The organism is Hymenobacter sp. 5516J-16, from assembly GCF_022919335.1.
In the GTDB taxonomy this organism is placed as follows: Bacteria; Bacteroidota; Bacteroidia; order Cytophagales; family Hymenobacteraceae; genus Hymenobacter; species Hymenobacter sublimis.
On the sequence record NZ_CP095058.1, the window covers coordinates 3,096,458 to 3,116,453 of the forward strand.

The window sequence follows — 19,996 nt, forward strand, 5'->3', positions numbered from 1 at the left end:
CTATGAAGAAACCTTACTTCGGATGGCTGCTTGGCCTCATGCTACTGCTGGCCGCCCCAGCCTGGGCTCAGCAGACGACCTCGGCTACTGCCTTTTCTAACCCCTGCTACCTTCCGGGCCGATCCGTGGAGCATCTACCACGAGGGCTACTATTACTACACCCACACCACGGGCCGCAACATCACGCTCTGGAAAACCACGTCTCTAAGCCAGCTGAAAACGGCCCCGCACAAAGTAGTCTGGACGCCGCCCGCCACCGGCCCCAACTCCCGCGACATCTGGGCTCCGGAGTTGCACCGCATCGGTAACAAGTGGTACCTGTACTACGCCGCCGACGCGGGTACCAACCAAACGCACCGGCTTTGGGTGCTGGAGAACAGCTCCGCGGACCCCTTAGAAGGCACCTGGATTGACAAAGGCCAAGTGCGAGACATCACCAACAAATGGGCTATTGATGGCTCCGTGTTCGAGAACAACGGTCAGCTTTATTTCGTGTGGTCGGGGTGGGAAGGGGACGAAAATGGTCGCCAGGACATTTATCTGGCCCGGCTGAAAAACCCCTGGACCGTGGACGGCCCGCGCCTCAAGGTTTCGACGCCGGTGTATAGCTGGGAGCGAAACGGCGACTTAAACAATCCCCAGGACCCGCCCCACGTCGATGTAAACGAAGGCCCCGAGGTACTGCGCCACGGCAACAAACTGGTGCTCATTTACTCCGCCAGCGGCTGCTGGACCGATTTCTACGCCCTGGGCATGCTCACAGCTTCCGCCGACAGCGACCTGCTCCAGCCCGGTTCCTGGGCTAAGTCGCCGGTGCCGGTGTTTCAGCAGGACCCGGCGGCTAAGGTGTACGCGCCCGGTCATAACTCCTTCTTCAAGTCGCCGGATGGCACGCAGGACTGGATTCTTTACCATGCCAACGACGAGCCCGGCCAGGGGTGCGGCAGGTTTCGCTCGCCCCGGGCCCAGCCCTTCACCTGGAACCCGATGGTACGCCCAACTTTGGCAAGCCAGTACCACCCGGCCAGCTCTTGGCCCGCCCTTCGGGCGAGTAAGAAAGCCTGCAACACGACAACGCCCCGCCATGTAAACTGGCGGGGCGTTGTCGTGTGGGCTACTACGCGTTCTGCTCGTCACGTTAGGACGACACTGCACTAACAGCTCGATTAGGCGTGGTAGCATCTTCCATGAAATCAGAATGATAGGCTTTTGGCTATCATGGGAAACGAGCATTATGCAAAAGAGCATGACGTAAGATGTACTCCAATGCCAGAGCAAAACAGATGGCGCGGTCAGTACAATTGAGCTGCCCGTTTACACTCCTTCCTGCGCTATTGTTTCCTTATAATGTACCTCCGGTAGCTCGCGTAGGCGCTGGGCGGCGTACTCGGGGTGATGTCGCGCTGGGGGTTGGCCAGCAGCTCGTAGCCCACCATGAACTTGCGCACGGTGGCCGAGCGTAGCAGGGGCGGGAAGAAGTGCATGTGCAGGTGCCACGCCGGATGCTCCTGCCCGTCGGTGGGGCGCTGGTGCAGGCCCGCTGAGTAGGGGAAGGAGGTCTGGAACAGGTTGTCGTAGCGAATGGTGAGGCGGCGGATGGCATCCGCGAAACTGTCGCGCTCCGCGTCCGTGAGCTGAGTTACGTCCTGTACAGCGCGGCGCGGCAGCACCAGCGTCTCGAAGGGCCAGGCGGCCCAGAACGGCACCAGCACCACGAAATGCTCGTTTTCCAGCACTATCCGTTGCTGCTCTTTCAGCTCAATGTCGAGGTAGTCGGCAAGCAGACTGCGGCCATGTTGCTGGAAGTAAGCGTGCTGCTGCACGGTTTCCTTGGCCGGGTCGCCGGGCACGGTGCGCTGGGCCCAGATCTGCCCGTGCGGGTGCGGATTAGAGCAGCCCATCACCTGACCCTTGTTCTCGAAAATCTGTACGTAGTTGATATCTGGGCGGGCGCCCAGGCTCGCAAACTCTTCAGCCCACACGTCCACTACCCCTCGAATTTCAGCCGTATTCATTTCCGGCAGGGTCAAGTCGTGGCGCGGGAGAAGCAGATAACCCGTCCTACCCCTGATTCGGCTTCGGCTCGCAGTAGCCCCCAACCTCCACTGTACCGGCCGGAGCATCGGGGTAAGGGCAGCGAAGTCATTGTCGAATACGAAGGTGCCCGTGTAGGCCGGGTTCACTGCCCCGTTCGCGCGGGTATTGCCGGCGCAGAGGTAGCAGGTTGGGTCGTAAGCGGGACGCTGGGTGCGGTCGGGCGCTTCCTGCTGGCCCTGCCAGGGCCGCAGTGCCCGGTGCGGCGACACGAGCAGCCACTCGCCAGTAAGTGGGTTAAAACGACGGTGGGGCTGCTGGGCGAGGTCAAATGAGGCCATGCGAAAAGTCAAAAAGTGAGAAACCAGAGTGCCAGTTCAGGAGAAATTCTCTGCGAAACAGGTTCGCAGCTCACTCTAACGGTTTTTGGGTGTTCCTGGTCGTGCAGCCGCCTTACGGGCGCCGCGCTAAGGCTGCTCCAGACCCAGCCAGATGCGGCGGTTCCCACTCCCCCATCCAGCGGCCGGGCCCGAAACAACCGATATTAGTGGAGCGCTACCAGTTCCAGCGTGTCTACTCCACTGACAATGGTGGCCGTGTACGTTTCCAGGGGTAGGCCTAACTGCTGTTGGTAGGCGGCGGTTTGGTGGGCAATGAACTGCTCTACCTGGTCCGGGGCTACCAGGTTGATGGTGCAGCCGCCGAAGCCGCCGCCCATCATGCGGGCCCCGAACACGCCCGGCGCCTGCTGAGCCGCGGCCACCAGCACGTCCAGCTCGCGGCAGCTTACCTGGTAATCGTCGCGCAGCCCGGCGTGAGAGGCGTACATCTGCTGGCCGAAGGCACGCAGGTCGCCGGCCAGTAAGTGCTGGCCGGCTGCTTCTACTCGTAGGTTTTCTTCTACCACGTAGCGGCAGCGCCGGTACACCACGTCGCCCAATGCAGCCCGGTGGGTTTGCACGTGCGCTAGCGTGGCATCGCGCAGGCTCTGCAGCTGGGGTAGTGCCCCGCAGTACGGCCACGCCCTGCTCGCACTCCTGGCGGCGGGTGTTGTACTCGGAACTGGCCAACGAGTGCTTCACGCCGGAGTTGCAGAGCACAACCTGGGCCGCGCGGGTGTCGAAGGGGAAGTATTCGTAGTCCAGGGAACGGCAGTCCAGGCGCACTACCTGCCCGTCTTGGCCGAACAAGCTAGCAAACTGGTCCATCAGCCCACACTGCACCAGGGCAAATTCGTGCTCGGCTTTCTGGGCCATGTGCGCCAGCGTCATCCGGTCCAGGTGGGTGTGCAGCAGCGTGTTCAGGGCAAAGGCCAGCCCGCACTCCACCGCCGCCGAGGACGAGAGCCCGGCTCCCATTGGAATGTCGCCTCCGAATACACAGTCGAAGCCCGGTACCGCAATACCTCGCTTCTGAAACTGCGCCACCACGCCTAGCAAATAGTTGGCCCACAAGAGGGTAGAAGGTTGTATGGAGTCGGCTTCCGTAGTGTAGAGCTGCTGCTTATCGTGGGAATAAAGGCGAATAGCAGAGGTGCCATTCAGCCCCGCCGCAAAGAAAATAGCCTTGTTGATGGCTGCGGGCAGCACAAACCCGTGGTTGTAATCAGTATGCTCGCCAATCAGGTTTACCCGACCGGGCGCACGCACCACCAGAGGCGCATAATGGAACTGCTGCTGAAAGGCAGCGGCGAGTATATCAGGTAGCATAGGGTAGAAGAAAAGGAACAGAATAAGCCGCGCCGGCCAGAAACCATAGAGTTGGAACTGCTGTGCAATTGCGCAAACGTTTGCAACAATACGCCTAGTTTTTGGAAATAGTAACCTTCACTTGACTAAATACGCAAAAACGGTGTGCGCCAGGCTCAACGATAACCCGATTAAAATAGAATTTAGACGGTACGTAGTTGGATATGATGTGCATGATGGTGACAACTAATCTTATTAATTTCTTGGCATTTCCTGAAATCGTGCTTATTCTTACGCTGCCATTCCGGGTTTCGTAAAGAGCAATAGCGGCCTGTTGTGCTCTAAATCCGCCTTGGAAGCCTGATTTACTGGTTTTTGACTTTTGCGTTTCTAGGTCTTTACTTTCCTCGCAAACGTTTGCTTGCCGTGTAGTGGCGCAAACGTTTGCAGTGAGTACCTCCACCAAATTCCCACCTCACTATTTTCCCATGAAAAATTCCTACCTCAGATTGCGCCGACCAGCCGAGCTGGCGTTGCGCTGTATTCTGCCTCTTTCGGCTTTGGCCAGCACCGGGGCGGTGGCTGCTGAGTTGCCCAAGGTTGATATTCGCCGCAACGGGGTTGCTGCCCAAACCATTACGGGTCGAGTTATTGATGAGAAAGGACAGGGATGCCCGGCGTTACGGTGCTGGAAAAAGGCACTTCCAACGGTGCCACCACCGATGCCGATGGCCGCTACTCCCTCACCGTAGCCGACAATGCTACCCTTACTTTCTCCTTTGTCGGCTACCTCACCCAAGAGGTACCTGTTAGTGGCCGCACTAGCGTCAACATCAGCCTCGCCCCCGACTCAAAGGCCCTCAACGAGGTAGTAGTAGTCGGCTACCTCACCCAAGAACGTCAGAATGTAACCGGTTCAGTAGCCAGCGTAGGCGCCCAAGAAGTGCGCCGCGCGCCGGTTGCCTCGGTAGGGGAGGCCATTCAGGGCCGTCTGCCGGGCGTAACTGTTACCAACTCCGGCGCCCCGGGCCAGGCTCCAAACATTAACATTCGTGGCCTGGGCACTATTGCCAGTGGTAGCGGCCCACTTTACGTTATTGACGGACTGTGGGTGCAAGGACAGGGCGGCCAGCGCGACTTCAACCCCGCCGACGTGGAATCGGTGCAGGTATTGAAAGATGCGGCGGCTTTGGCGCCTTATGGCGCTTCGGGTGCTAATGGAGTAATTATTATTACGACCAAAAAGGGCAAGGCCGGGATTCCCAGCATCTCTTTTAGTGCCAACGGTGGGGTGCAACGCCTGGTGAACACGCTGGACCTGACGAATGCCGCCGAATGGGCCGCCATCAACCGGCAGGCCTATCAAAATGCCGGTCTTGCACCTCAGCCCTATGCGGCCAACCCGCCCGCTGGTATTGATACTGACTGGCAAGCCGAGCTGTTTAAAGAGAATGAGAACTTCTTCAAGCGCGGCTCCATTCAGGACTACAACTTAGGCTTCTCTGGGGCGGACCTAATTCGAACTTCAACGTGTCGGGGGCTACTTTAAGCAAGATGGTACCGTGCGGGGCCCAAGTTCGAGCGGTACAGCTTGCGCGTGAACACGGGCTTTACGCGCGGACGGCTGAAATTCGGCCAAAACGCTTTGCTCACGCGTACCAACCAAACCCGCCTCAACGGTCTGCCCTTCATTGATGTGGTGAGGATGCTGCCGGTGATTCCAGTGTATGATGCTACCACGCCCGGAGGCTTTGGTATTGGCAACGATAACGCCATTACGTTTGGCACCAACCCCATTGCGCTGCAAACCTTGCTCAACGATACCGGCACTTCCAACCGCCTGCAGGGCAATGTGTACGGTGAATTATCCCTTTTCGACTTCCTGCGCTACCGCCTGAACTTGGCTACCGAATACCACGGGTTCCATGACCAGCAGAAGCGGCAGTTCGGCATTTGGCGCCGCAACGACGCCACTAACCCTTCCAACTTCGGCGAAAGCCAGGGCAATGAGCTGTTCGGCATGGCCGAAAACACGCTTACCTTCGACAAGGACTTTGGCAAGCACAACCTGACGGCCGTAGCAGGCTACAGCCAGCAGCGTTTCCGCCAGGAGTTTACTCGTGGCGTCAACTTTGGGTACGGCACCGGACCTACTTATTACTGGGCGTTGGACGCCGGCAGCCAGACCCCACAGGCCATCGGCTCGTCCTACGTCTGGGCTAAGCAGTCCTTCTTCGGGCAGCTCACCTACGACTACGACCAGCGCTACCTGGTTACGGCCGCCTTCCGCCGTGACGGCTCCTCGCGCTTTGACCCGGATAATCGGTGGGGCAATTTTGGCGCGGCCTCCCTGGGCTGGCGCGTTTCGAAGGAGAACTTCTTCCAAGGTGTAACTGCTATTTCCGATCTGAAGCTGCGAGCCTCCTACGGCCGCCTGGGCAACGACTTAGTAAACGGGGCGTATGGCGGTTCCTACCTATCGCAAGGCTTTATTAACACCAACGCCAACTACGCTCTGAACGGCTCGGTAGTGAACGGCAACGGGGCTATTCAAACGACTTACGCCAGCGACAATATTCGGTGGGAAGACCGGCGCACCACCAACGTTGGCTTCGACGCGGGCTTCCTGGAAGACCGCCTGATACTGTCGGCCGATTACTACGTGTCGCAGACGTACAACGCCTTGATTAACCCTGATCTGCCCCTGACTTTCGGCAACGCCGGCCCTAATCCGTTCCGGAATCTAGGTAAGCTGGAAAATAAAGGCTTTGAGTTGCAACTGGGCTATAACGAAAACCGCACGAAGTTTCGCTACGGAGCCAGCGCCAACCTGACTACTATTAAAAATACAGTGCTCGATCTGGGCACGGTAGGCGGCGAAGCTACGGGAGCTACCAACTTCTTCAATGGCGGACCTAATGGTATTACCCGCACCGAGGTAGGTCACGAGATTGGCTCTTTCTACCTCTACCAGTTTGATGGCATTTATCAGAGCGGCGACTCCAATATTCCGGCTGGCTTGCAGGCGGGTGATGTGCGCTATAAGGACATCAACGGCGATGGCACTATTAATGACTTCGACCGAGCCCACGTAGGCAATGTCTTCCCAAAACTCCAGTATGGCCTGAACCTGAACCTGGGCTACGGCGGCTTCGATGTGACGGCCTTCTTCCAAGGCGTGCAGGGCAACGACGTGTTCAACACGACCAAGTACTGGTTGGACCGGACCGACGACAACGGAAACTACCGGGCTGATTTCAGCCCCTGGACGCCCACTAATCCCTCTACTACCACCCCCCGTGCCCTGATAGCGGGCGGTAATTCGGGTAGGGCTCCTGGTAATAACGCCCTGTTTAATACTACTCGCTGGCTGGAAGACGGCTCCTACTTGCGCCTGAAAAATTTGCAAGTGGGCTTCACGGTGCCCAAGCCCCTGCTGGAGCGCACCAAGTACGTGGCCTCCCTGCGCATCTTCGCTACGGGCCAGAACCTGTTCACCATCACCGACTACAGCGGCTATGACCCCGAAACGGTGGGTAGCGGGGCCTTCAATACCTTGGGCAACAACTTGGCCCGCGGCGTTGATGAAGGTTCTTACCCCAACCTTCGCTCGTTCACGCTAGGTATTCAGGCCGGTTTCTAGGCCCTTCCTCTTTTCCGACTTCCATACCATACCGATATGAAATCCGCTTTTTTAACCCGGCTGGGCTTGGCTGGAGCACTGCTAATTAGTGCCACAGCCTGCGAAAAAGACTTACTCGACCAAGTAAACCCAAACCTTCCTACCACGGAATCATCCTGGAAAAGCAGCGACGATGCCGTGAGGGCTTCCACGGCCACTTATGCCGGTCTGCAAGGGCTGGGCATGTACCGCCGCTGGCTCAATTTTGCTTTTGACTTACGCGACGACACCGGTTTCAGCCAAAGCCCCTGGGGTGAACTGGCCGACTTCACGCGCTTTGTGCAAACGAACTACAACTTTGAAGTATCGCAGAACATCTGGCGCGACCACTACCGCACAATTTACCGCTGCAACCAGGTGCTAGCTTATGTGCCCGCCATTCAGGGTATGGATGCTACCTTGCAGAAGCGGGTGCTAGCCGAGGCTCGGTTTCTGCGTGCCCTGAGCTACTTCAACCTCGTTTCGCTCTATGGTAACGTACCCCTAGCTCTGGCCCCGCCTACGAGTTTGGACCAGGTATATCCGCAGGGCACGGAGGCTGAAGTGTGGGCTCAGGTAATTGCCGATCTGCAGGCCGCCCAGCCCGACTTACCCACTGCCTACACCGGCAACGATGTCGGCCGGGCTACCAAAGGCGCCGCAACCACGCTGCTCGGTAAAGCCTACATGCAGAACAAGCGGTGGGCCGATGCGCAGGCACAGTTTGCCCAGGTTATTAGTTCCGGCACCTACCGGCTAACTGCCGATTACACCGATAACTTCCGCCACACTACCGAGAACAACTCAGAGTCCATCTTTGAGGTACAGTTTACGGATGAAAAGAAAGGCGGTAACGATGCTGGCAACGGCCCCGATGCTACCTCCTCGCAGGGCGGCCAACGTTCCCAATTCTGGGGTGTGCCGGGTGCCGGCTTCAACGATGGTGAAATTCGGCCCTGGGTAGTACGGGAAATGCTGCAAGAGCCCACTGCCGCCGGACAGCGCGACCCTCGGCTGGCGGCAACGGCCTTCTACAACCGCCGCGACCAAGCCCAATTTTCTACTACCCTGCCGGTTGACGCCGACACTCTGGCCTATGGAATAGGATTCCTGAACCGTACCAAGCCGGCTGACAGCAAGCCAGAGGCAATTGCCGTATCCGTGCGCAACCGGGCCCGCGTGTACTGGCGCAAATACGCCACCGACTACTACCGCACCTTCGAAGACTTCGACTCCCCGATTAACCACCGGGTAATGCGCTACGCCGATGTGCTCCTGCTGCAAGCCGAAGCCCTGAATGAGCAGGGGCAGATGGCCGCCGCCATCCCGCTGATCAACCAGGTGCGGCAGCGCGCCGGGCTAGCCCCACTTTCGGCCGGTAGCTTTACCCAGGCCTCCCTGCGTACCCAACTCATGCACGAGCGGGTAACGGAGCTGACGGGTGAGGGCGTCCGGTGGTTTGACTTGCAGCGCTGGGGCCTGCTCGACAACCAGACGGGCCTCAATCTGCTGAAGGCGCGCGACTCGGACTTCAACAACTTCGTGATTGGCAAATCCCGCCTGCTCCCTTAGTGCAGAGCGACGTGGACCTGGGTCGCTTAAAGCAAAACCCCGGATGGTAAGCTTACCTTACTGACTGGGTAGCGTACCACAGCCGCTGTACCTTCCGGTGCAGCGGCTGTTTGGCTTAAAGTGAAGGGGTAGGGTAACGCTACTATGGCTTCTCTGCTTGGCCTTTTATTGCTACTATCCGGTTTTCTTTTCCATTCCCGCCTGTCGTTATGTTGTTTTTTCGTTCCTTCTTCTGGGCTTCCCTGCTGCTGGTCGGCACTCTGGCTTGCTCCAAAAGCTCTCCATCAATAACGCCCACCCCGACCCCGCCAACCGCGCCTACCACTACCACTTTCACGAACCCACTGCTATCGGTGGGGCCTGACCCGTGGGTGGTGCGCCGGGGCGACGTGTACTACTACATGAGCACGACGGGCGGCAACCTGGTTATCCGCAAGACGGCGAAAATGTCGGAGCTGGGTTCGGCCGTGAGCACTGTAGTCTGGACGCCCCAGCAGGCTGGCATCAACCAAATTGAAATCTGGGCTCCGGAGCTGCACTTTCTGAACGGGAAGTGGTACATCTATTACTCGGCTAACCCGCTCTGCTGCGACGGGCACCGTATTTTCGTGTTGGAAAATTCTTCCGCTGACCCTACCACAGGCACCTGGGTTGATAAGGGCCGCATTGCCGTGCCGGGTCAGGATTTGTGGGCCATTGATGGTACTGTACTGGAGCAGAACGGTAAGCGCTACCTGCTGTGGTCGGGCCATGAAGTAGCCCGCGCCCAAACCCAGCGCATTTACATAGCCGAAATGAGCAACCCCTGGACCCTGGTGGGGTCGCGGGTGGAGCTCTCGAAACCCGAGTTCAGCTGGGAGCAGCTCGGTGACCCGGATGTGAACGAGGGGCCGGAAATCCTGAAGCGCGGCGACAAAACCTTTGTGGTGTACTCGGCCAGCCACTGCAGCACCGACGACTACGCCCTGGGCCTGCTCACGGCTTCCGCTACCGCCGACCCCCTGAAGCTTAGCTCCTGGACCAAAACGCCCACCCCCGTATTCGTGAAGAACCCCGCGGGCCGCGCTTTTGGGCCGGGCCACAACGGCTTCTTCCAGTCTAAAGACGGCACCGAGGACTGGATTATTTACCATGCCAACCCCCAAGCCGGCCAGGGCTGCGGCGACAACCGGAGCCCGCGCATGCAGAAGTTTACCTGGAAAGCCGACGGCACGCCCGATTTTGGGACGCCCGTGGCCCTAGGCACGGCCCTGCCGAAACCCGCCGGCGAATAATCGGCAACTTTAGCGCTGAGTATCCCACCTACCCGATTGTAGCTTCCTGATCTATGGTTCTGAAAACGAAAACCCACCTAGTGGCCGGACTGGCGTTGAGCCTGCTGGGCGCCTGCCAGTCTGCCACCACTACGAGCGTCAGCACGCCCACGGCTACTACCGCCGAAACCGTGGCGGAGGCGGAAACCCCAGCTATTTCCATTACCAACCCGGTGCTACCCGGCGACTTTCCCGACCCGTCCATCGCCAAAGTAGGCGACACGTACTGGGCCACGGCTACATCCTCGAACTGGGGGCCAGTCTTTCCCCTGCTCAAATCCACGAATCTGACTGACTGGGAACTGGCCGGCCACGTATTCCCGAACGAGCTACCTGCCTGGGCCGATTACTACTTCTGGGCCCCGGAAATCAGCCAGGAAGGCGACAAAACCTACATCTACTACACGGCCCACAAAAAGGGCGGCAACCTGGCCGTGGGCATTGCAGTAGCCGACAGCCCCGCCGGTCCGTACCGCGACCTGGGGCCGCTGGTGGGTCAGCCTCACGGCTCCATCGATGGGTTTCCGATGCGTGATGAAAAGGGCGAGCTGTACCTAATTTGGAAAGAAGATGGCAACAGCGTGAACGAGCCGACGCCCATCTGGGCCCAGCGCCTGAACGAGGAGCATACGGCCCTACTTGGGGAGAAAAAAGAGCTGTTTCGCAACACGGCCCCTTGGGAAGGCAACCTGGTGGAAGGCGTGAGCATGGTTAAGCGCAACGACTACTTCTACGCCTTTTATGCCGGCAACGGCTGCTGCGGGCATAATTGCACCTACGGCATTGGGGTAGCTCGCGCCAAAAGCCTGCTGGGCCCCTGGGAAAAGTATGAGAAGAACCCCATTCTGACCAAGGGCGAGAAGTGGACCTGCCCCGGCCACGGCACCGTGTTCAACCGCGGCAACCGCTGGTACATGCTGCACCACGCCTACGACACCCGCAGTTTCGAGTTTGTGGGCCGGCAGGGCGTTATCAGCGAGTTTGCCTGGACGGCCGGCGGCTGGCCCGAGTTCCGGGGGGGTAGCTCGATGCCCGCCACCAAAGCTCCCGTGGCCACGGCCCGTACTTTCCGCGACGAGTTCAACCAAACTACCCTGCTACCTTCCTGGCAGTGGCCAGTGGAGGAGCGGCCCACCGTGGCCGTGCGTAGCGGCCGGTTGGAGCTAACGGCCCGGCCCCAGCACAGCGGCGCGGTGCTCGGCCAGCACACCACTTCCGCCGACTACACCGCCACGACTACCCTGCTGAACCCCGCCAAACTGCCTGCGGGCACCGTAGCAGGCATTGCCGCCCACGGCGACCCGGAAAACACGTTGGCCCTCACGGCCGGCGGCGGCAAGCTCCAGCTCTGGCAGCTCGAGAAAGGCAAGCAGAAGAATATTGGCGAAGTAAAGCTGCCAGCCGCCACAGCCCTGACCTTGCGCCTGCAGGCGCAGAACAGCACGCAGTTTCGCTTTGATTGGAGCGCCGATGGAGGAAAAACCTGGCAGAACCTGCCGGGTGGCAGTGGCCCCATCAGCGGCGCTTACCTGCCACCCTGGGACCGGGGCGTGCGGGTAGGGGTGCTAGCCAAAGGGCCCGCTACGGCTACCGTGGCTTTTGAAGATTTTAGCTTGGAAAACCAGCTGCTCTCTGCCCAGGCTGGGGGCAATGCGCCAGCGGGCAAGTAGCCCGACGTAAACCGTGTGCCTCCCTGCCTGCCAACGTCCCTCTCTGTTACCTCCCGTTATTTTTTGCGTTTTATGATGGATTTCCCCCGGAACGGTGCCCTAGCCGGTTTGCTGCTACTGGCGGCTTGCAATCAGCCCTCTGCTTCTGAACAGGCCGCCGGTAGTGCCCGTACCACTGCCAGCCCCGATTCAACCCAAGCTGCCACCACCACCGCTATGCCCACCTCCACCTCGTTCGGTACCACCCAGGACGGCACCGAAGTAGAGCTCTACACGCTCACCAATGCCCACGGCCTGAAAGCCACCATCACGAACTACGGCGGCACGCTCACCAGCCTGCTCACGCCCGACAAAAACGGCCAGCTCGGCGACGTAGTGCTGGGCTTCGACAACCTGGAAGGCTACACCAGTGACTCCTACCTCAAAGAAGGTCCTTACTTCGGAGCCCTGATCGGGCGCTACGGCAACCGCATTGCCAAGGGCAAGTTCACCCTCGATGGCAAAGAATATACGTTGGCTCAGAACAACGGCGCAAACACCCTGCACGGGGTAAAAAGGGCTTCGACAAGGTAATATGGCAGGCTCAGCCCGGTACGTCCGCCGACGGGCAGACGCTGACGCTCACCTACCTGAGCAAAGACGGTGAGGAAGGCTACCCCGGCAACCTCACCGTGAAGGTGGTGTACACGCTCACCAACGACGACGCGCTGCGCCTCGACTATACTGCTACCTCTGACAAGGCTACCCCACTAAACCTCACCAACCATAGCTATTTCAACCTCAACCACGGCCAGGCCAAAAATGCCCTCGACCACGTGCTGACCTTAAATGCCGACCGCTTCACGGTAGTTGATGCTACCCTGATTCCGACCGGGGAACTGCGGCCGGTGCAGGGCACGCCCATGGATTTCCGCCAGCCCCACGCCATTGGGGAGCGAATTGCCCAGGTGCCCGGCAAGGCGCCCGGCGGCTACGACCACAACTGGGTGCTGGCCGATAAGCTGCGTACCAAGCCAGAAGTAGCGGCCACCGTGTACGAACCCGTTTCGGGCCGCACCATGGAGGTGCTCACCGACCAGCCCGGCGTGCAGTTTTACTCCGGTAACTTCCTTAAAGGCAACCTGAAGGGTAAAGGCAACACCGCCTACGTGAAGAACTACGGCTTCTGCCTGGAAACCCAGCACTTCCCTGACTCACCCAACCAGCCCAAGTTCCCCAGCACCATCCTCCAGCCCGGCCAGACCTTCCACTCCACTACGGAATACCGGTTTGGAGTGCGCAAATAGGCGCCTAGCTTCTCTTCGACAGTGGCTATACTGCACCCGAGCGAAATACAAGGACTTCAAGTGGGCAAGCACTAATTGCGGCCTGGTGGGTTGAACGCTGGTCGTGAAGCTGCGCCTCGGTACAGAAATCCTTGCCCCGTAATACGCCTTCTACTGCCCGTGAGCTTTAGTTCACGAGCGGTAGAAGGCGTTCTTATCGTCTATACGCCAAGTAAAGGACTGTCAAACAGAAGGTTGCTGGCAAATAAAATTGTGACGCCCCCAACTGGGCAGTATGGCAAGGCGTATAGTAACGCATGGGCGCTGCGTTGGTGCCGTTTGTTAATCTGCCTTTTCCATGAAAACGAAATTCCTGCTAGCCGCTGCTTTCCTACTAGGTTCTGTTACGGTTGCTACTGCCCAAATCAGCCCCGATGCCCCTCAACGTAGCGGCAGCGTAAACCAAACTACCCTGCCGCCAACTAATCCGGCCAGTGCCAATAACCCCGGCACCATTTCCCAGACCACACCCACGCGGGCCAACCCGCCCCAACAGCGAGTAATAGGGACCATCGATGAGCGGCCACTACCCGCCCAGACCACCACTACCATCAAGCAGAACATGCGCCAGACAACCCCGGCCTCGCGCGCTACTCCCGAAAATAAACGCCGAGCCACGCCCCAATCTACGCAGCCCCGCCGTTCTGCTACCCCTGCTAACACAACCCGGCCCTAGGCCTACTGTTATCAAAAAAGGAAGCCCGCTCAGCAATGCTAAGCGGGCTTTTTTTGGCCAAAATGAAATCTAGGATTGGTCTTCGAGCTGTCCTCCGGCTTTCAGGAGTTGATCGGAAAGGGCAGTAAGACCACTTCGGATTTCGGCAGAAGCCGTGCGAGCCACCTCGGCGGTTTGGGAGCCCAGCATGCTGAGCGAGCGGCCAATTGCCGCGCCATCCAGCCCGGCAGTTTTTTCGCTGCTCAACAAGGATTGCAGGTTACCAATTTCGCGGGCAATGTTCTGCAGGGTGGGGTCGCCGCTTTGCAGAAAGTGTTGCTGCCAGGTTTCGGTGGTGTCCATGGCAGTGCTCAGGGGCAGACCGGTAATGCCGTTGCTCAGAGATTGGGTGGTGGTGTTCAGGAGGTCAGTAAGGGCCATAAAGCGGAAAGAATAAGATGCTGGTTATGCGGTTTGAGCGGCCACAATGCGGCCTAGGTCGCGCAGAATACCACAGGCACGGCCGGCGCTGGCCTCTTTGTCTTTGATTTCAAGCATAATGTCCACGTCCAGGTCGCCGAGCTCGGCTATGAAGCCTTGGAACAGGTCTTCCTCCAGGGAGGTAGTGTGCTTGCCCCGCCGTTCGCCCAGGGCCTGGGAGCTGTAGTCCATCATCATCACGCCGTCGCGGGTAGGGTGCCAGGTGGCGGCGGCCAGGCGTAGGGCTTCCGCCATGGGCTCGCCGTGGTTTAGGCACTCGTGGTGGAAGTTGTCAAAGAGAATGGGAATTCCTACCTCCCGATGAACCCGCAAACAGTCTTGGAGGCTGAAGAGCCGGTCGTCGTTTTCGATGACAAGGCGGGCTCGCACGGCTTCGGGCAGAACACGATACGTAGCAATGAAGCGGGAAATTGCCAACTCCCGGTCGCCGTACAAGCCGCCCACATGAATTTGTAGCTTATGCGTGCTGTCTAGTCCCATCAAGTCCAGCATGGAGCCCTGATACACCAGTTCCTGCACGCTGCGCTCTACAATGCCCGCGTCGGGCGAGTTCAGCACCACAAACTGGTCGGGGTGGAAGGAAACCCGCATGCCGTTGGCCTTGATGTAGTCGCCTACACTGCGAAATTCTGCCGCAAAGCGCGTCTGCCAGGGAAAGGTGTTGACGGGGTGGGAACCGAATGGGACAATGCCCGAGCCAATCCGGAAAAACAGCAGGTGTTGGGCCACATTCCACACCAGAATGCGCTGCAAACACGCCAAATTGTTGCTTACGGCCAGTTCTACCCGCTCATCGGAGTAAGAAGCCAGCCGGAAAGTGCTGGTCGAAGTACAGTCTAACGACTCGTTAACGCAAGGATAGCCTATTCTCATAGACTAGCTTACGTGAGAAGTTGGGAAATGGTGATTGAGTTATGAATGACAGGCGTTTGGTGTGTTCATCAAGCATTGTTTGCTACACACTTAATTGCTCGTCCTGTTGCCACTCACTGAATTGCTACCTCACTGAATCACCGGGCTTCCGCTTATTCATAACCGCGGTTGTCCTTGAAGTTAGCGTTGTAGCGGCGGCGGGCTTGGCGAGCTTGCTCCGCCGCTTTGGCAGCGGCTTCCTCAGCCTGAATTTCCTCCATCTTCCGGCGCTCCTTGCCGGCCCGTGAAAACTGCTCGTAGATAAGGCTGACGGGGCTAGCCAGGGTAGGCGTGGGGGCTTTGGGCGCCGCCGAGTCGACGGCAAACAGGGGTTTAGGTGCCGGGGGGCGCTTTACGTAGCTTTTCGGGGCGGTGCTGGGTCGCTTGATATTGCGCAGGGCCTTGTTGATGGTGGCCCGGTCGGGGCGGCCTTCCGTCACGCGCACTTCGCCTAGCATCACGGTGTCCTGCTGGAGCTTGATGTGCACGATCAGCTGCGACAGGCCCGAGCCGCCCAGGGGTAGGCGCTGAGCCTTGAAACCCACGGCCCGAAAAACCAGCGTATCGGTGCTGGCCGCCGTAATGTTGAAGTCGCCCTCCTGGTTGGCTACTACCCCCAGCCGGGTGCGCTGTACTACCACCGAAGCGCCCGGAATAACTTTGCGGGTGCTGGCATCGGAAATGCTGCCCGTTACGCGTACCTGGGCCGTGGCGGCCCCCGCAGCCAAAAGAACACCGATGAGCAACAGCCAGAAAACCGGCAAAAAACCGAAGCGACGAATCATTACAGGGTAAACTAACGCAGCAGCGGCGTGGAAAGCCAGCAGAACCTACCGGCAACGGGTTATTATCGACGGAACAACACCAAACAGAGACAAAAAAAGTCCGCACCGTTGCAGGTGCGGACTTTCCAATAAGTAGGTAGTAAGCAGTTCGACTACTCCACCTTGATCTTTTCGCCGTCTACGGGCTTGGCTTTCATGGTCGCGTCATCGGCGTCAATCTTGGCCTTGTTGCCTTGGCTGTCCTTAATTTTGATGTCGCCATCACGCTTTACCTTCACTTTGCCATCCGTGCCAACCGAGCCGCTACCCGACTCCATGCTCGTAGAGTTGGAGGTGCTCATGTCCGAAGAGCTCATGTCGGAGGTAGCCATGTTGGTGTCGTCTTCCATGTAGCGGTCATCCATGTACTCCACACGGCTCGACTCGTAGGCTGAATATTGAGTGGGGTCAGTCAGGACGGTTTTCATCTCCATGTCGGAGTTGTTATACACGTCGCGCATGGCCGCCGACATACCCGCGGTATCGGTAGCATACTTGCTTTGCAACTCAGCAATGCGCTGGCCGCGAGTCAGGTACACCGTCCGGATTTTGGTGCGGGTGGCGTCATCGAACTTCATTTTAGCAGCCATGTCAGCGGCAATCCGGTCGGCGCGGCGCTGAATTGCTTCCTCCGAGTAGGCCGTAGCCATGGATGGAGTCGTGGTGCTAGAAGTTGTGGTGGTCGTGTCAGTGGCCGTGGTGTCAGCCGTTTTATTTTCCGAGCACGAAGCGAACGAGAAGGCCGCGGCGGCCGAAAGCAGAAGCAGGGACTTTTTCATTAGAGAGGAGTTCAGTGAGAGAAAAATGGATGGGAGAGAGGGGAGTTGGAGAATTCTAATGGCACCTATACGGCGCTGCTACTGTAGCGGTTACCAGTCGGCAAACAAAAAGCCACCGCGAGTTTTCACGGTGGCTTTCAGGTAGGTAGCAAGTGCCCGTTGCTAGGCCCGGCGCAGCTCAAAAACGGTGATTTCCGGTAGGAAGCCCACCCGGCCGTGGTAGCCGATAAAGCCCAGGCCAGCATTTACGTAGAGGTACTGGCGGCCCCGCTGGTAGAGGCCCGCCCACTGCTTGTAGGCGTATTGCACGGGGCTCCACTTCAGGAAGGGCAGGTTCACGCCGAACTGCATGCCGTGGGTGTGGCCTGAGAGCGTCAGGTCGATGTCCTCGTAGGCGTGTACTTGCTCATCCCAGTGCGAGGGGTCATGGGAAAGTAGGATTTTGAACGGCACGGTAGGGTCGGCGGCGGCGTGGGCCTTATCGAGCTTGCCGTACTGGGCAAAACCACGGGCCCCCAGTTCTGTACCCCCAGAATGGCAATTTTCTCGCCGTTGCGCTCCACGGTGCGGGCCTCATCCAGGAGTAGCTCCCAACCAATCTTGGCGTGGTTGACCTTGATGCGGGCCAGGTTGGCCGCTTTAGCTTGCGCCCCGCCCTGCTCTTCCCAATTCACGTAGTCGGCGTAGTCGTGGTTGCCTAGCACCGAGTAGATGGGCAGGCTGGACCGGATGCCGGCCAGCGTGTCGATGTGCTCCTCTACCTCGTGCGCGAAGTTGTTCACCAGGTCGCCGGTCATAAATACCAAGTCAGCCTGCTGCTGGTTGATCAGGGCCACGGCCCGTTGCAGGGGTTCCTTGCTTTGGAAAGAGCCCGTGTGCAGGTCGGAAATCTGGAGCACTTTGAAACCGTCGAACGAGGCAGGCAGGTTGGGGAAGCGCAAGGTCACGCGCTTCACGGTGTAGTCGGTGCCGCCCTTCACCATGCCCCAAATCAGGGCCACAAAGGGTACGGCGCCTGCCACCAGCGCCAACTTGCTCAGAAACTCACTGCGCGAAATAGCCGTGCCCTCCGTGCTGCCGGCCGGCCCGGAAATGGCCCGCGCGGCCCACCGGCCCACACGCACCACGTCTTCTAGCAGCAGCGGAATAATAATGACGATTTTGGCCGCTACCATAGCCAGCAGCAGGCCACCAAAGTAGGACTTGAAGGAAGCATGCTCCCGGCGGTTGCTCATGGCCCAGATGCCCAAGCCCCAGATCAGGGCGGTCAGGACCCAGTACACGGCGTGGGTAGTGCGGCGGGTGGCGGGGGAAGCGTGCTGCACCATGGTACGCACGGCCTGAAAGCCGTACCACTCCCCGGCAATTACCAGGGCAAAGAAGATAAACGGAAGAACGGATCTTGACATAGTAGAAGGGCTACCCCGCGCTAGGCAGGTTAGTTCGGGCGCCGCGGCTGCACTAACAGACGCGGATGCGGGGTTTTTGCTTTAAATTCCGGGCGTTACAACAACGGTGCCCTATGCAAGAGTTTGACAATCTGACTGAAAATCTATCCAATCTGCCTACCCCCGTCCGCTACGAAACTCCAACGGCCTTCGGCATCAAGAGTTGGGCCGAAGAAGACCGACCCCGCGAAAAACTGCTGCAAAAGGGCCGGGCTGCCCTCTCCGACGCCGAGCTGCTGGCCATTCTACTCGGTTCCGGCACCACCAAGCTTTCCGCCGTGGATGTAGCCAAGCTAGTGCTCAATGCCGCCAGCAATGACCTGAACGCCCTGGCCCGCTTCTCGGTAAAAGAGCTAATGCGCCAAAAAGGCATCGGCGAGGCCAAAGCCATTACCATTGTGGCGGCTCTGGAGCTGGGGCGGCGGCGCAAAGAAGCCGACGTGCCCGCCCGGCCTACCATCACCAACTCCCACGACACTTACCGCGTAGTGCGGCCCTACCTCCAGGATTTGCCCCACGAAGAGTTCTGGGTGGTGCTCCTGAACCGGGCCAACGTGGTCATGCGCACCGTGGCCGTCAGTCGGGGCGGCGTGGCCGGCACCGTGGCCGATCCGAAGCTGATTTTCAAGGAAGCACTGGAGCAGCTGGCCTCATCCATCATTCTAGTGCACAACCACCCAGCGGCAACCGCAGCCCCTCCGCCGCCGATGTTGCCCTGACCCGCAAGCTCAAGGAGGCCGGCCACTTTCTGGATTTACCCATCCTCGACCACCTCATTTACACCGATGCGGGCTACTACAGCTTCGCCGACGAAGGCACGCTGTAGTAGCCCACGGACTCTGGCCGCTGGCGCGGCCGGCGTATCTTTGCCGTATGCGTATCAATCCCAAGTTATTTATCGGCCTCGGGCTGCTGCTGGTGTTAGGTTATTCCTTGCAAGACCTTGTGCTGGGCGACAACCAGTACGTAGCCGGCGTGGCCAAGGCTCGTAAAGAGAAAAACGATTCCTTCCGCCGGGCCACCGATTCGCCGCTTTCCGCCGAGCAGCGCAACGAGTTCGACAGCCTGCGCTACTTCGCGCCCGACAAAACTTACCGGGTAAGCGCTCAGGTAGAGCGGTTTGCCAAACCCGAAACCGTTCAGATTCCGCTGACCGATGGCAAGGCCGATACCTACCTGCGCTGGGGCCGGGCTTCCTTTGAGCTAGCCGATGCGCCCCAGCAGTTGGTGCTCCTGCTCCGGCCCGATGAGAAAGACGGCAAGCTCTTCGTGGCTTTCGCCGACAAAACCAACGGCTTCACTACCTACGGCGGCGGGCGCTACCTCGATGTAGACTTGCCGGCCGAGGGCGACGACGAGCTTACCCTCGATTTCAACCAGGCCTACAACCCATTCTGCGCCTACGGCACTGCCTATGCCTGCCCCGTACCGCCCCAGGAAAACCGGCTGGCGGTAGAAGTTCGGGCCGGGGAAATGGCCTTTCCAGAAACCGACCATACCGGCCACAACCACTAAATCGGGCCGCTTTCCGCCGCCCGCCCGAATCCGTACCTTTGCCGCGAATCAGTTGGTAGTGGTTGGTTGCTGGTTGCCGGTGTAATGCGGCCACCTGAA

The 19,996-nt window shown here is 59.1% G+C and carries 19 protein-coding genes and 3 pseudogenes; 13 read left to right on the forward strand and 9 right to left on the reverse strand.

Features of this window, described 5'->3' with window-relative positions; genetic code table 11:
- Positions 1 to 30 precede the first annotated feature (30 nt).
- The gene (locus MUN84_RS15415) at positions 31 to 1,158 is read left to right on the forward strand and encodes a family 43 glycosylhydrolase (RefSeq protein ID WP_244694899.1); all 1,128 of its coding nucleotides are present in this window, start codon (positions 31 to 33) and stop codon (positions 1,156 to 1,158) included.
- 173 nt (positions 1,159 to 1,331) lie between these two features.
- Here the strand turns inward: MUN84_RS15415 and MUN84_RS15420 are convergent, their stop codons facing one another.
- The gene (locus tag MUN84_RS15420) at positions 1,332 to 2,375 is read right to left on the reverse strand and encodes a UDP-glucose--hexose-1-phosphate uridylyltransferase (RefSeq protein WP_244694900.1); all 1,044 of its coding nucleotides are present in this window, start codon (positions 2,373 to 2,375) and stop codon (positions 1,332 to 1,334) included.
- 203 nt (positions 2,376 to 2,578) lie between these two features.
- Positions 2,579 to 2,995 (reverse strand): hypothetical protein, encoded by a 417-nt coding sequence (locus MUN84_RS15425; protein WP_244694901.1) that lies wholly within the window; start codon positions 2,993 to 2,995, stop codon positions 2,579 to 2,581.
- 41 nt (positions 2,996 to 3,036) lie between these two features.
- Between MUN84_RS15425 and MUN84_RS15430 the strand changes: the two genes are divergently transcribed.
- Positions 3,037 to 3,174 carry a hypothetical protein gene (locus MUN84_RS15430; RefSeq protein WP_244694902.1) on the forward strand — a complete coding sequence of 46 codons (138 nt, stop codon included), beginning with the start codon at positions 3,037 to 3,039 and terminating at the stop codon, positions 3,172 to 3,174.
- A 98-nt stretch (positions 3,175 to 3,272) separates the two neighbouring features.
- Here MUN84_RS15430 and MUN84_RS15435 read toward each other — a convergent pair.
- A pseudogene (locus tag MUN84_RS15435) lies at positions 3,273 to 3,743 on the reverse strand (galactokinase); the annotation flags it as partial.
- A 467-nt stretch (positions 3,744 to 4,210) separates the two neighbouring features.
- On the opposite strand from MUN84_RS15435, the gene MUN84_RS15440 reads away from it, so the two are divergent.
- The 9 genes and pseudogenes from MUN84_RS15440 (at position 4,211) to MUN84_RS15475 (ending at position 13,939) form a co-directional block, all read left to right on the forward strand.
- Entirely contained in the window at positions 4,211 to 4,474 is a 264-nt protein-coding gene (locus MUN84_RS15440) for a hypothetical protein (RefSeq protein WP_244694903.1), read from the forward strand.
- Positions 4,393 to 5,271 (forward strand): TonB-dependent receptor plug domain-containing protein, encoded by an 879-nt coding sequence (locus tag MUN84_RS15445; RefSeq protein WP_244694904.1) that lies wholly within the window; start codon positions 4,393 to 4,395, stop codon positions 5,269 to 5,271. Before MUN84_RS15440 ends, MUN84_RS15445 begins: the two co-directional genes overlap by 82 nt.
- A gap of 36 nt (positions 5,272 to 5,307) precedes the next feature.
- Positions 5,308 to 7,365 (forward strand): annotated as a pseudogene (locus MUN84_RS15450) (SusC/RagA family TonB-linked outer membrane protein); the annotation flags it as partial.
- A gap of 36 nt (positions 7,366 to 7,401) precedes the next feature.
- Complete coding sequence (locus tag MUN84_RS15455; RefSeq protein WP_244694906.1) at positions 7,402 to 8,955, forward strand: RagB/SusD family nutrient uptake outer membrane protein; 1,554 nt, start codon at positions 7,402 to 7,404, stop codon at positions 8,953 to 8,955.
- Between the two features lie 209 nt (positions 8,956 to 9,164).
- On the forward strand, positions 9,165 to 10,229 hold the full coding sequence (locus MUN84_RS15460; protein WP_244694907.1) for a family 43 glycosylhydrolase: 1,065 nt from the start codon (positions 9,165 to 9,167) through the stop codon (positions 10,227 to 10,229).
- Between the two features lie 53 nt (positions 10,230 to 10,282).
- On the forward strand, positions 10,283 to 11,938 hold the full coding sequence (locus MUN84_RS15465; RefSeq protein ID WP_244694908.1) for a family 43 glycosylhydrolase: 1,656 nt from the start codon (positions 10,283 to 10,285) through the stop codon (positions 11,936 to 11,938).
- A gap of 72 nt (positions 11,939 to 12,010) precedes the next feature.
- Positions 12,011 to 12,511 carry a hypothetical protein gene (locus MUN84_RS24645; protein WP_410780054.1) on the forward strand — a complete coding sequence of 167 codons (501 nt, stop codon included), beginning with the start codon at positions 12,011 to 12,013 and terminating at the stop codon, positions 12,509 to 12,511.
- Between the two features lie 41 nt (positions 12,512 to 12,552).
- Positions 12,553 to 13,224 carry an aldose epimerase family protein gene (locus MUN84_RS24650; protein WP_410780105.1) on the forward strand — a complete coding sequence of 224 codons (672 nt, stop codon included), beginning with the start codon at positions 12,553 to 12,555 and terminating at the stop codon, positions 13,222 to 13,224.
- A 337-nt stretch (positions 13,225 to 13,561) separates the two neighbouring features.
- On the forward strand, positions 13,562 to 13,939 hold the full coding sequence (locus MUN84_RS15475) for a hypothetical protein (RefSeq protein ID WP_244694910.1): 378 nt from the start codon (positions 13,562 to 13,564) through the stop codon (positions 13,937 to 13,939).
- A gap of 69 nt (positions 13,940 to 14,008) precedes the next feature.
- Here the strand turns inward: MUN84_RS15475 and MUN84_RS15480 are convergent, their stop codons facing one another.
- From MUN84_RS15480 to MUN84_RS15505, 6 genes are all read right to left on the reverse strand, one after another.
- Entirely contained in the window at positions 14,009 to 14,359 is a 351-nt protein-coding gene (locus tag MUN84_RS15480) for a hypothetical protein (RefSeq protein ID WP_244694912.1), read from the reverse strand.
- A gap of 24 nt (positions 14,360 to 14,383) precedes the next feature.
- Entirely contained in the window at positions 14,384 to 15,292 is a 909-nt protein-coding gene (gene uvsE / locus MUN84_RS15485; RefSeq protein ID WP_244694913.1) for a UV DNA damage repair endonuclease UvsE, read from the reverse strand.
- Positions 15,293 to 15,444: 152 nt separating this feature from the next.
- A complete protein-coding gene (locus MUN84_RS15490) occupies positions 15,445 to 16,116 on the reverse strand; it encodes a carboxypeptidase-like regulatory domain-containing protein (protein WP_244694915.1) in 672 nt (223 codons plus the stop codon).
- Between the two features lie 152 nt (positions 16,117 to 16,268).
- Positions 16,269 to 16,934, reverse strand: coding sequence for a hypothetical protein (locus tag MUN84_RS15495; RefSeq protein ID WP_244694917.1), 666 nt, complete (start codon positions 16,932 to 16,934; stop codon positions 16,269 to 16,271).
- Positions 16,935 to 17,096: 162 nt separating this feature from the next.
- The gene (locus tag MUN84_RS15500; protein ID WP_244694918.1) at positions 17,097 to 17,387 is read right to left on the reverse strand and encodes a metallophosphoesterase; all 291 of its coding nucleotides are present in this window, start codon (positions 17,385 to 17,387) and stop codon (positions 17,097 to 17,099) included.
- Entirely contained in the window at positions 17,309 to 18,343 is a 1,035-nt protein-coding gene (locus MUN84_RS15505; protein ID WP_244694920.1) for a metallophosphoesterase, read from the reverse strand. The genes MUN84_RS15500 and MUN84_RS15505 overlap by 79 nt, the downstream gene beginning before the upstream one ends.
- Positions 18,344 to 18,456: 113 nt before the next feature.
- Here MUN84_RS15505 and radC point away from each other — a divergent pair.
- Both radC and MUN84_RS15515 read left to right on the forward strand, forming a co-directional pair.
- Positions 18,457 to 19,208 (forward strand): annotated as a pseudogene (gene radC / locus MUN84_RS15510) (RadC family protein).
- A 47-nt stretch (positions 19,209 to 19,255) separates the two neighbouring features.
- Positions 19,256 to 19,897, forward strand: coding sequence for a DUF1684 domain-containing protein (locus MUN84_RS15515; protein WP_244694921.1), 642 nt, complete (start codon positions 19,256 to 19,258; stop codon positions 19,895 to 19,897).
- The last annotated feature ends 99 nt before the right edge of the window (positions 19,898 to 19,996 follow it).